Below are 12,167 nucleotides of genomic sequence, written 5' to 3'. Positions count from 1 at the left end.
TGCCCTGGCCCGCCATCGGGGCGGAACCCAGTAATGCGCCGCCGGCTTCACGCGCGCCGGCGGCGCGCGGGGGGCCTGCCGCCCCCGGGGTGGCCCCCCGGTCCCCGCAACGGGCGGAATTGACCCCGGTGACGTTGGTGGCATCACTGGAGTTCGCCTGCATCCAGATGGCCCCGCAGCTGGCGGTCGCAAACCGCAATATCAAGCTGATGGCGGTATCGATCAGGCGAGAGCAGACTTTGAAAAAACCATCATTGGTGAGCCAATAGACATTGGCAATGGTCGTCTGAGAGGTATTGGTCAAAACGGTGAAAATATCATATTCAATCCCCAAAGTAGTGGTGGCCTCAATCAGAGTGTAACCGGCCCCCCAACTATTTATGTGGATGGTGCTGCAATAAGGTATGACAGATGATCTCTAAACTTTCAGTTCTGAGGCAAGATGCGGAGTCATATGAAAGTATCGAGCCTATTCAATTAGGTATGGCGAAACCTGATCGACCAGAATTTGTTGGAGATATGCGTCTTAGGTTTTCGTATCAAGACAAGCACGACATATTGGTTGTGTTTGATTGGATTTCAACCGCTATGTGTTTTGATGAGGTATTACTTAGCGAAGAAATCTATCCATACCTAAAAGATCCAAATGTAGCTGGCTGGGGCTTATATGAAATAAAAGGGTCGTCATATCTCAATAGAGTTGGTGACAACTTTGTGGCAGGTACAACGTTTAAAAAACATCGCCACTATATTTATTTTGATCGCGATCTTTTCTGGCACATTACGGCACGCGGGATCGAAAAGATAGTCGCGCCATGATGCTGATACGCTGCCTGATCCGAGCATTTTTCATGCTACTCGTAGCAGTATTCGGATTGTCTGCAGCATTTGCTACGCAAGGAGATTGGTTTCAGGTCAGCTATCCAGTTGTGGTGCAGCAGCAAGGGGGCCGGACACACAGCGTCGCCTTCGCAATCCGAGCCCCTCCATTCGACAGCGAAAATGTCGCGTCTTCCGACATTGCGTTCGCGCACGGAGACATGCTCGCCACCAGCGAGGCGATGAAGCATTACGTCAATCCGATCCTCGCCGCGCTTACCTCGGGCGGAGATGTCGGCCAGTACGGCACCAATCTGGGCATCCAGAGCAGCCAGCTTGAATACAACTACATGACCCATGCCGAACGGGAGGAGTTCGAACAACTTCTCGCCGAATGCAGTGGGGGCCGCGACCAGTCCTGCGCACGGGTCGAAGAGTTGCAGGAATTGTCGGGCGAGCGTGGTGAGTTGCTGGAGTCCTGCGTCGGCGTTTACAGCGCGGAATGTGTGTCATCACGGCGTGATCTGACGCTGGCGGCGGCGGATTACTATGAGGCGGCGACCTTGGGGCAAAGCGATCTGGACGGCCTCTCTCTGCTGGACCGCCATATGGTGTTCGTCAACCTCGCCCGTCTGAGTGATCCAAACGATCTCACCTATCGCGAAGGGCTGGACGACCTCGCGGAGCTCTACCAGTCCGACGCCTCCCGGACCCTGCTGACAGGCACACCGGAACAGATCGACCAGGTTTTGCGCGGCCCGGTTGCGGTCGGCACGATCGTCTTCGGTCCGGCTATCGGCGGAACCCCGGCGCGGGGTATCGTCGGTATCGGAGGAGTCCGGCCGGTGGTGCCCGAGAGGCTAGGTAGTAGGTAAAATGGAAACACAAATAGATTACCCGATCTGAACATTTCACAGTCGGACCTGACACGCCTTCAAGTCACTGGCCCTAACCAAGGTACAGTTGTCACAATCAACGGTCAGCAAGTGTATGTGACCAAGGACGCTGCCGGAGAAATTGCAAGTGTTGGTCAACTGAATACTGATGTCGGTGTCCCCGAACGCGTTTTCAGCACTGATCCGAGTAAGCCACGAAATCTGCGGGAGTGGATTGCCCGTGGGTTAGGTGATACAGTGCAAGTAACTGATGGTTTTGACTTCGATCTGGACTAGTGGAAATGACGAACCTAAAATTTCAACTGGAGAAAATTAAAGCGCCTATCTATGCTTACTGGCAGCGGAAATACTATCAGGCAGTTGAGAAACAAGACTTTAAAGCAGCTCTATATTCACTCAAAAAAATCTCTTCGAGATACAAAGGCTCGCTTCCACCTTACTGGGCACTGGAATTGGTCAATGTTCGACTAAGTCTTGGTCAGTTTAATAGGGCTGTTAAGGTCATTGAGGATATTGTTGCGAGCGTAAATGATAATCCTAATTACAGCCACGATACGAAACTTTTTCTTTTAAAGCACATTGAGAAACCCCACAGTGAAGCATTGAAGGGCAAGTATGGTATTGATGGGCATGTCAGAGTTGATGGCGTTCGGTATGTAGATATTGATGAAATTAACTTTTCGAAAGTAGACCCTACCTTCCGTTTTGGTTGGCCGCTTGATCCCATCTGAATCACGGATTGGTCGATGTTGTATCCTTCTTTAGATTTTTGTTTGCATGGATTCCCATTTTTCACGTTGATAAATCAATAAAGGGTATTGATTAGCGATCGCTCCAGAATGGTCGAACCCGACTGTGAGAGGTAAGTTGGACACAATCCAGCTTTATGATCCTAATACAGGCTCATGGCGTCTACAGACACCAACCTCCCATGGAAATACCACGACCACTCCGGAGCCTTATACTTCAGCATATCCGGAATATGGGACAGGTGGAGCACGTCAATATATCACCGATCCGGATACCCCACTTCAATACGACAACGTTGATATCCTCGGAGATTGATATGAGTAGTGCGCTGTACCCGTCAAATGACGAAATTCGAAGGGCTTTAGATGAGCTGAGTAAAAAGTATCTTATTTCTGAAGATGCTTCCTATGTCATGTTACTATTTGACAGTAATCCATTTTCTGGAAAGGAGATACTGCATATTCTAACCTCCAAAAAAACAAACGAATTTTCTGAACCTGATCGTAAGATCGTTAAAATTCTTGCGTATAATTTTGGCATATAGCGTAGATGCGAGGTTGCGTATCCGCGCCTTCTTGACGGGGCTTGCAGGGCATGCCCAAGGGACAGGCAGAGGCTGCGCAGGCACTTGGCATCCCTTACTGGAAGGCGGTCTGGCACATCATTCTGCCTCAGGCCATTCAGGAGGTGATCCCGCCATTGACCAACACGGCGATCGTCATGGTCAAGAACACGTCGCTGGTCCTGATCGTCGGCGTGTTCGACATGCTTAGCGCCGCGCGCGGCGCTGCATCCGACCCGGCATGGCCCGCACCTTCAAAAGAGGCCTACCTTTTCGTCGCGGCGATCTATTTCGTGATCTGCTACGGCATCACCCTTTACTCCCGTTATCTGGAAGCGGGCATTAATACGAGGAACCGATCATGAGTGCCGCCATTGAAGTCAAGGGAATGAACAAGTTTTATGGCGACTATCACGCGCTGAAGGATATCGGGTTCCGCGTTGACCCGGGGGAGAGGGTCGTGGTTTGCGGGCCATCGGGTTCGGGCAAATCGACATTGATCCGATGTCTTAACCGGCTGGAGACGCATGATAGCGGCGAGATACGCGTAAGCGGTATCGAACTTGGCGATAGTGTGAAGAATCTTGATGCCGTTCGGCGTGAAGCCGGCATGGTCTTTCAGCACTTCAACCTGTTTCCGCATTTGACCGTGCTTGAGAATTGCGCCCTGCCGCAAATCCTTTCGCGACGCATTGCGCGTGGTGATGCAGAAGATCGCGCCCGCCGCTATCTGGAACGGGTGAAGATTCTGGATCAGGCCGCGAAGTTTCCGGGTCAGCTTTCCGGCGGGCAGCAGCAACGTGTTGCAATCGCCCGTGCGCTCTGCATGGAACCGCGGATCATGTTGTTTGACGAACCGACTTCGGCGCTCGACCCCGAAATGATCCGTGAAGTTCTGGATGTCATGGTCGAACTCGCAGCCGGGGGCATGACCATGGTCGTGGTGACCCATGAAATGGGATTTGCCCGGCAAGTCGCCGATCGTGTCGTCTACATGGAAGCCGGTGAAATCGTCGAAACCGCACCGCCGGCACAGTTCTTCGATGCGCCCCGGGATGAGCGGAGCCGCCGTTTCCTGTCGAAATTGGTTCGTCATTGAAATTCATGTCATGAGCTGATGGGTAAGGAATGGCGGCATGACGAGCCTGGGCCAGCTTGCTTGTTTGCTGCCAAAACATGGATGCCGTTAAGAGATGCGTGTGGGATTGCGACTTCCGGCCGTATTCGTCGCATCTCACGAGTAAGAATTTCTTCCGATCCGGCGGGAGGAAGAAGAAACCGACTGGCAGCTTTCGGGCGCCGGGAGATGGAAGCGGCCTTCCAATCGTGAAAATCTGTTACGCAAGTCAGACTGTCGCGACTGACCTTCGCGACCGAAATTCCCATGGAAAATCAGTACCGGAGACCCGGTTGGAAAATCCAGGTCCGTCGCAAAATTTAGGCTCTCCGCGACAGCGATGGCGCGCGCGGCATCCCCGATAAGGTTTGCAACCCCGGCTATCGTATTACCTGATGCGACATTCGACATGCCCGGAGCCTGGCAGCCGAACGCAAGCCCGTCAGTGGATGATAGTTCGATCGGTGCCGAAACATCCGGATCCCGTTTCCCGTTAGGCAAGAAAGCAACCTGGCATCAACAAAACGGTAATCCGATGGACCGCAAAGCGAACATGGCAGCGGAATTGGCGTTGCTTCTGGGCCTTTCGACGCTATGGGGAGCATCCTATACCTTCATCAAGATTGGCGTTGAAACCATTCCTCCGGTGACGCTGATTGCGGCCAGAACTCTCATTGCCGGGGCCATTCTTGTCGCCATCCTCCATCTGCGTGGGCTGAGACTGCCCACCAACAGGCAGGTTTGGGTGCGCTTCTTGTTTCAGGCCTGTCTCAACAGTGTAGTGCCTTTCACCTTGATCGCATGGGCGGAACAAACGACCGGTGCGGGCCTTGCGACGATCCTCAATTCCACCTCACCAATCTTTGCGTTTCTGTTGACTGCAATGGTCACGCGCCACGAGGCCGTCACAAACCGCAAGCTGTTCGGCGTTATCGCGGGTCTGGTGGGAATATGCCTGATCGTCGGCGTCGAAGCGCTTGGCGGCGTCGGGCATGAGTTGCGGGCGCAACTGGCCATTGGCGCCGCCACGATCTGCTATGCCGGTGCGGCGATCTTTGGCAAAAACTTCAGGGGCCTTGATCCGACGATGCCGGCCGCTGGCTCGCTGATCTGCGGCGCGGCGATCCTCACCCCGATCAGTCTCATTGTAGACCGACCATGGATCTTGGTTCCCAGCGCCAATTCCGTGCTGGCACTCCTTGCGCTTTCGGTCTTTTCCACGGCGCTGGCTTTCGTGATCTATTTCCGGCTCGTGCAGACGCTTGGCTCTGTCGGAACGACGGCACAAGCCTATCTCCGTGTGCCGATCGGCGTTACGATTGGCGTCCTTTTCCTTGGGGAAACGCTTTCATCAACGGTATGGATCGGGCTGGCCTGTGTTGTGGCCGGCGTTATCGCCATGACGCTGCCGGGTCGAAAGCAGGGATGAACGGGCATGTCATTGCCTGTCCGTATGCTTCCGACGGTCTTCCGCATTGTCCGGATCGCTGGCGAAGAACGGGATCACCTTCGCCTCTGCCCCCATCAGGCAGCGGCGGGGGGGCGTATTTCCCAGCCCATTTTCCCAACCCGGACGATCAAGGACAATACAGCCGGCGGATCACTCTTTCCCGGTATCAGGGGGGGCGTAGGCGGCCAGAAAGCGCGAGACACGCCGCTTGACCAGGGCGTCGATTTCCGCATCCGTAAATGGCGGAACCATCAACAGAGCCCGGCGTTGCAGACCCGCCAGCAGCAGGTCGACGAATTCCGCGCCGGCCTCTTTGCAATCATCGATCAGCAGATCCCCCTGGGAACAGCGCAGTTCGAAATATTCCCCAAGAAGCAGAATCGTCCGCATCGGTCCTGCCGCATAGATATTGCGCGCAAGATCGGGGAATGTTTCAGCCGCACCGATCATCATACGCATCGCAGCCAGAACCTCGCGCTCCAGCAGCGCCTCGATCATCCGCCGCGCGATCAGGCACAGCTCTTCCTCGACAGGGCCGACCCCGACACCGATCCGGCGTACCGTCTCGTGCATCCTGCCGCATTCCTTCAGGACCAGAGCATTGAACATGGATTCCTTGTTGTCGAAATATACGTAAAGCGTGCCCTTCGAGACCTTTGCCGCGCGGGCGACATCCTGCATCGACGTACCTTCGAAACCCTTGCTCAGGAACATCTTGCGCGCTCCATCAAGGATTTGCTGCTGCTTCGGATTGTCCTCGTCTTCTCCCGCGGCATTATCGGCCGGCAAAGAAACGTCCGTATTGCTGGTTTTTTCACTCACGACAGTCTTCGGCCCCGGATTATGGCATTGCGACGAAAGGTAGTGCACCGCTTCTGGTTCCCTCCTACCTCAGTATCCGGAATGCGATCAACGCATCCGGCCAGAAAGCAGCATATATGTCCGATGATCGGACCTCACCCTTGCGCGTAAATACAAGATCATCAGATTGGCATTGACCGAACCGTTCGGTCAATATTAATATTTCCGCATTACTCATCCCATTCCCACGGATATCCGGCAGTACCAACGGCCATCCAGACAAAATCCGGGCAGAGAGAACTATCTAATGGCTTCAACCACGGACGATGAAGTTCCGGATGACGCGTCGCAAAATGCTGCGCAGGCCCCTCGGCCCAAATCCGGCAAGGCGAAACGCATCCTTGCGATATTGGCGGTCATGGCATTGGCCGTGATCGGATATGAGGGCTGGCACTGGTTCAGTTTCGGCCGCTTTCACGAGGAAACGGACGACGCTTATCTGCAGGCCAGCCTGATCATCCTGCAAGCCCGGGAAACCGGCTATATTTCCGAGGTCATGGTCGCGCCGAACGCCCCGGTCCAGAAAGATCAGGTGATCGCGCGGATTGACCCCGATGATTACCGGCTTGCACTGGAGAATGCGGAGAACGGCCTATCCTCTGCGAAAAGTGCGGCGGTGCAGCTCGGGGCGCAGATCGATTCGGGTCATGCGGCTGTCGAACAGGCGCAGGCGGCCCTGACAGCGGCGCGGGCAACCAATGATGGCGCGCAGAAAGCATATCGGCGCGCGCAAGAGCTGCAAACCACCAGGGCGGGCACTCAGGCCACGACCGATGCCGCCGAGGCCACGGCAAAATCCGCGGCGGCTCAGGTGCAAAGCGCCAAGGCCGCACTGGCCCAGGCAAAGGCCGAGCTTGTCGTCCTCAAGGCCAGATATGATGGGGCAGAGCTTGACATCAAGGCAGCGGAAACCGGCGTAAGGCAGGCCAGGCGCGATCTGAGCTTTACCGAGATCCGCGCGCCGTTCACCGGCATCCTGACCGCGCGCGAGATCGAGCCCGGTTCCTATGTCACCGCCGGCAGCCGTATCGGCACATTGGTCCCCGTTGGCGAAATTTATGCCGAGGCGAATTTCAAGGAAACCCAGATCGCGGGCATACGCCCCGGGGCAGAGGTATCTCTGCAAGTCGATGCCTGGCCGGGAGAAACCCTGCATGGTACGGTGCAAAGCCTGTCCGCCGGCACCGGGCAGGTCTTCAGCCTGCTGCCTTCTTCCAATGCGACCGGCAATTTCACCAAGGTCGTGCAGCGCGTTCCGGTACGGATCGTGATCGATGCGCAGGACCGCGCGCGCCTGCCGCTGCGTCCGGGCATGTCCGTCATCGCCGAAATCGATACCCGTACCGGCCGGGATGAACCACTGCTGCCTGTGCCGAACCCCGACAGTCCGGGAAAAGGCGACATGCCGGACAGCCCGGAGATAAGTGCAATCGACAAGTCCGGGGTGACGGTCGCGCAGCATGGCGGCTGATCCATGACCGCTGGAACCACCGATACACCGCCCGCACCGGCGGCCGTCCCCGTCCCGGACGAGGATCGTATCGATCTGCGCCGGCTTGTGACTTTCCTGCTGATGGTGCTGGGCATGTTCATGGCGATTCTGGATATTCAGATCGTCTCGGCTTCGCTGTCAGAGATTCAGGCGGGTCTTTCCGCATCGGGCGATGAAATTCCGTGGGTCCAGACCGCCTATCTGATCGCCGAGGTCATCATGATCCCGCTTTCAGGCTATCTTTCACGGATGCTTTCAACCCGGTGGGTATTTTTTATATCCTCGGGCGGCTTCACGCTGATGAGCCTGATGTGCGGGCTGTCGGGCTCGATCGGCGAGATGATCCTGTGGCGCGCATTGCAGGGCTTTATCGGCGGGGCGATGATCCCGATCGTCTTCGCCAGTGCCTTCACGATCTTCCCGCGCTCGAAAATGCATATCGTCACGCCGCTGATCGGCCTGGTCGCGACCCTTGCGCCAACCATTGGCCCGACATTGGGCGGATATCTGACCGAGTATCTCAGCTGGCACTGGCTGTTTTTCATTAATGTGATCCCGGGTATCATTGTCACTGTCGCAGCCTTTCTTCTGATCGATTTCGACGAACCCGACCTAAGCCTTTTTCACCGCTTCGACTGGTGGGGATTTCTGGGCCTCGCCCTGTTTCTGGGGGCGCTGGAATATGTGCTGGAAGAAGGTTCGGGCGACGATTGGTTCGCAGACGAAACAATCGTGATGATGACGGCGGTGACGCTGACAGGCGGTTTCCTGTTTTTCTGGCGCGCCTTCACGGCAAAAGAACCCATCGTCCGGCTCGACGCATTCGCTGACCGAAATTTTGCTATGGGTTCGCTGTTTTCGTTCGGTCTCGGGATCGGGCTTTACGGGCTGGTCTATATCTTCCCTGTATATCTTTCCGGGATACGCGAGTACAACGCGTTGCAGATCGGCGAGACGATGATGGTCACCGGCCTTGCGATGTTCCTGACCGCACCTGTCGCCGGAAGACTGTCGCAAACAGTCGATCCTCGGCTCATGATGGGGGTTGGTTTCGCCATTTTTTCTTTCAGTTGCTGGATGATGACCCGGATCACCGCGGACTGGGACTATTGGGAGATATTCCTGCCCCAGATATTGCGCGGCATTTCCCTGATGCTCTGCATGGTGCCGGTGTCGAATATCGCGCTGGGGATGCTGCCGCCCGACAAGGTGAAGAATGCTTCGGGCCTGTTCAACCTGACGCGCAATCTCGGCGGTGCGGTGGGCCTTGCAATCATCAATACGGTGCTTGGCAATCGCGAAGATTTCCATTATGCGCGCATCGCTGAAAGCGTGAACGGCTCGAACGAGGCGGCGCAGCAGACAATGGTCATGCTTGGGGATGCCTATTCAAGCCTTGGCGGCGGGGCCTCGGCCGCCGCGCTCTCGACATTGACCAATCTCGCAAGGCGCGAGGCGATGGTTATGTCCCTTGCCGATATCTTCGTGGTCCTGACATTACTCTTCACCGGGCTGGCGCTACTGTTGCTTTTTGTCCAGAAGCCCGCGCCAGGAGGCGGAGGCGGCGGACATTGACGAAACCGGTTTTCCGAAACAACGCATATGTCCGGCGGGGCCGTGCATCCGGTCTTGCGCCGCTCGCCCCTGCGACGGCTATTTTGAAATTGCCCGGCTGACGCGGCGATCCGTTCCCGCGTGAACGGCACAGGCATCCGCGTTTCGCATTCCGAACGGGCGAGGTCCAAGGCTCAGCGAGTCGAATAAATGTACTCGGGTGCCCGGTATCGCGGCATTCTGACCCGTGCATTTCTGATCTTTCAGGCATTCGTGAATTCTGACCGGGCAAAATTGAAATGTTAATACTACAGAGTTGACATGTTGAAATCCTCTGCCAGTATCAAAACATGTATGATAAGCAATCACCCTTTGCCGTAACGTCGGCGCCTCGGCGGCGCGACAGCCTGTCCGAAGCGGCGCATGCCACGTTGCAAGCCGCGATTATCGACTGTCAGCTGCCGCCGGGCTCGATCGTGTCCGAAGCAGAGCTGAGCACGCGGTTCGCCTATGGGCTAGCGACTGTTCGTGCCGCGGTCATACGGCTGTCCGCAGCGGGCTGGATTGCACCCGACGGGCGGCGCGGCTCGACGATCCTGCCGATTTCAGCGGCGCATTTGGGCGATCTTATCGCATCGCGGGCCTGTCTTGAGCCTGCCCTGCTTCAGCACGCGCCACCTTCTGGCCTGAGCGACGAGTTAAGGTTGCGCGCCACGATTTACCGGACCTCGACGCGTCAGGCGCAGGCTCCCAACCAGCAGGCCCTGTTGCATCAGGAACGCGCATTGATGCTGTTGGTGGCTCAGGTGATCGCGGCACCACGCATGCGCGGCTGGTTAATTGACACCTGGGATCTTTGTCTGCGTGCAGATCGGCATATGGATCAGGTTTTCGGCATTTCGCGTGATCCCTTGCCGCTGGCCGAGCTTGCCATCGCGCTTGCGGATGGCGATGGCCCCCCGGCGCTGCAGATCCTGGAGCAAATGCGCCATGCGTTCGACCTGCGGGTTACCCGTGCGCTCAGCCGCAGTGCTACCGCTTTGGGAACTGCGCAGACATCCGGGCAGCCTTTACGTCGCGGCACGGCCTCGGCTGCCGCAGTTCGATCTGGCAAACCAACCAGAACCCGTTCCGCAAAAGGAGATTCGGCATGAGACTTGTTACCAGGACGTTGTTTGCGGCCCTGTTCGCCGCAACGACAACCCTTGCCGGCCCGTTGGCAGCCCTGGCGGATGCCGAGCGCCTTGTGATCGACCTTGTCGATGAACCCACATCGCTTGATCCCCATCTGCAATGGAACCCCGACAGTTATTATGTTTACCGCAACATCTTCGACAACCTTCTGACACGGGACGACGAAGGCGAGATCATCCCCCAGATCGCCACGGAATGGGAACAGGTCTCCGACACTGAAACGGTTTTCACCATCCGCGATGACGTCACCTTTCACGATGGCAGCCCTCTGACGGCCGAGGATGTGGTCTATTCGGTAAAGCGCATCACCGATCCGGAATTCGGATCGCCGCAGCTGTCGCAGTTCGAAAGCATCACCAATGCCGAGGTGCTGGAGGATGGGCGGGTCAAACTGACTACCGCGACCGGCTATCCAGCCTTGTTCGCGCAACTGGTCAAGCTGTCCATCGTTCCCAAGGCCATCGTGGAAGAGATGGGCCGCGAGGCTTTCAATCTGGCCCCGGTCGGTTCCGGTCCCTATAAATTCGACAGCTGGCAGCGCGGGGTCGAGGTCAGTCTGGTCCGTAACGACGATTACTGGGGAGACGCCGGAGCCTTCCCCGCAGCGGTGTTCCGCGCCGTGCCGGACGCCTCTACCCGTGTGGCCAACCTGACATCGGGGGCGTCCGATCTTGTGGTGGGGATGGACCCGGATCTGGCCGCGCAGCTCGAGGCGGCCGACGGGGTCAGCCCGGTATCCGCGCTAACCGAACGCGTCGCCTATCTCAACGTCAACCGGAACAAGCCGGGGCTGGACGATCCGCGCCTGCGCAAGGCTATCGCCCACGCCATTGATCGCGAATTGCTGGTCGAGGGACTTCTTGGCGGCTTTGACAATCCCGTCGGCCAGATGCTGACCCCCGCCCATGTCGGCTGGATCGAAGGGCTGGAGGGCGTGCCCTATGACCCTGATGCGGCACGCGCCCTTATTGCCGAAGTGGGCGAGCCCGCCACGCGTCCGTTCAGCTTTGCCACATCACCGGTCTTCGACCAGCGGATTGTTCAGGCTCTGCAACAGATGCTGGGCGAGGTGGGGCTGACGGTGAATATCGAAATGACCGATATGGCGACCTACTTGCAAAAATCGCAAAGCCCGCCCGAGCAGGCGCCCGATCTTGGCTTTGGCCGCTGGTCCTGCGCCTGCCAGGATGCCGATGGGGTGCTGTATCCACTGCTGCATTCCAGTTCTTCCTGGTCGCGGGTCCATGATGACGATCTGGACAATTTGCTGGAAAGCGCAAGGTCCGAGATGGATCCCGACCGGCGGCAAGAGCTGTATGGCCAGATTCATGAATGGATCGCCGAAGAGGTCCCGCAGGTGCCGCTTTATCAGGCCGCTATCATCTATGGTGCTTCGGACAATCTGGAATGGACGCCGACGCCGAACGAAAGCCTGTTCCTGAACCGGATGGGCTGGTCGGAATGACCGAAGG

12 protein-coding genes are annotated in these 12,167 nt (G+C 57.0%); 10 read left to right on the top strand and 2 right to left on the bottom strand.

The features are described from left to right. The coding region (locus Q0601_RS07560) for a hypothetical protein (RefSeq protein ID WP_305288765.1) at positions 1 to 304 on the bottom strand (304 nt) is incomplete at its 3' end. A gap of 107 nt (positions 305 to 411) precedes the next feature. On the opposite strand from Q0601_RS07560, the gene Q0601_RS07555 reads away from it, so the two are divergent. The 6 genes from Q0601_RS07555 to Q0601_RS07530 all read left to right on the top strand — a co-directional run bounded on the left by Q0601_RS07555 (position 412) and on the right by Q0601_RS07530 (position 5,573). Next, positions 412 to 819, top strand: coding sequence for a hypothetical protein (locus tag Q0601_RS07555; protein ID WP_305288764.1), 408 nt, complete (start codon positions 412 to 414; stop codon positions 817 to 819). 221 nt (positions 820 to 1,040) lie between these two features. Continuing rightward, entirely contained in the window at positions 1,041 to 1,694 is a 654-nt protein-coding gene (locus Q0601_RS07550; RefSeq protein ID WP_305288763.1) for a DUF6862 domain-containing protein, read from the top strand. Between the two features lie 302 nt (positions 1,695 to 1,996). Further along, positions 1,997 to 2,446, top strand: a complete 450-nt coding sequence (locus tag Q0601_RS07545) for a hypothetical protein (protein WP_305288762.1) — start codon at positions 1,997 to 1,999, stop codon at positions 2,444 to 2,446. A gap of 613 nt (positions 2,447 to 3,059) precedes the next feature. After that, positions 3,060 to 3,392, top strand: a complete 333-nt coding sequence (locus tag Q0601_RS07540; protein WP_305288761.1) for an ABC transporter permease subunit — start codon at positions 3,060 to 3,062, stop codon at positions 3,390 to 3,392. After that, on the top strand, positions 3,389 to 4,126 hold the full coding sequence (locus Q0601_RS07535; RefSeq protein WP_305288760.1) for an amino acid ABC transporter ATP-binding protein: 738 nt from the start codon (positions 3,389 to 3,391) through the stop codon (positions 4,124 to 4,126). Before Q0601_RS07540 ends, Q0601_RS07535 begins: the two co-directional genes overlap by 4 nt. 553 nt (positions 4,127 to 4,679) lie before the next feature. Next, complete coding sequence (locus Q0601_RS07530) at positions 4,680 to 5,573, top strand: DMT family transporter (protein ID WP_305288759.1); 894 nt, start codon at positions 4,680 to 4,682, stop codon at positions 5,571 to 5,573. A gap of 171 nt (positions 5,574 to 5,744) precedes the next feature. Here Q0601_RS07530 and Q0601_RS07525 read toward each other — a convergent pair whose 3' ends face one another. Then, positions 5,745 to 6,416, bottom strand: a complete 672-nt coding sequence (locus Q0601_RS07525) for a TetR/AcrR family transcriptional regulator (protein ID WP_305288758.1) — start codon at positions 6,414 to 6,416, stop codon at positions 5,745 to 5,747. A gap of 286 nt (positions 6,417 to 6,702) precedes the next feature. Here Q0601_RS07525 and Q0601_RS07520 point away from each other — a divergent pair, with 286 nt between their 5' ends. The 4 genes from Q0601_RS07520 (at position 6,703) to Q0601_RS07505 (ending at position 12,160) form a co-directional block, all read left to right on the top strand. Beyond that, positions 6,703 to 7,926: an HlyD family secretion protein gene (locus tag Q0601_RS07520; protein WP_305288757.1), complete on the top strand. Its 1,224-nt coding sequence runs from the start codon at positions 6,703 to 6,705 to the stop codon at positions 7,924 to 7,926. A 3-nt stretch (positions 7,927 to 7,929) separates the two neighbouring features. Continuing rightward, the gene (locus Q0601_RS07515; protein ID WP_305288756.1) at positions 7,930 to 9,522 is read left to right on the top strand and encodes a DHA2 family efflux MFS transporter permease subunit; all 1,593 of its coding nucleotides are present in this window, start codon (positions 7,930 to 7,932) and stop codon (positions 9,520 to 9,522) included. A gap of 329 nt (positions 9,523 to 9,851) precedes the next feature. Beyond that, entirely contained in the window at positions 9,852 to 10,655 is an 804-nt protein-coding gene (locus Q0601_RS07510) for a GntR family transcriptional regulator (RefSeq protein WP_305288755.1), read from the top strand. Next, complete coding sequence (locus Q0601_RS07505; RefSeq protein ID WP_305288754.1) at positions 10,652 to 12,160, top strand: ABC transporter substrate-binding protein; 1,509 nt, start codon at positions 10,652 to 10,654, stop codon at positions 12,158 to 12,160. Before Q0601_RS07510 ends, Q0601_RS07505 begins: the two co-directional genes overlap by 4 nt. Positions 12,161 to 12,167 lie beyond the last annotated feature (7 nt).

The sequence above is a fragment of the Paracoccus wurundjeri genome (assembly GCF_030678915.1).
Lineage (GTDB): Bacteria > Pseudomonadota > Alphaproteobacteria > Rhodobacterales > Rhodobacteraceae > Paracoccus > Paracoccus onubensis_A.
Note: the sequence above shows the minus strand (reverse complement) of the source record. Positions and strands in the feature narration are given on the sequence as shown.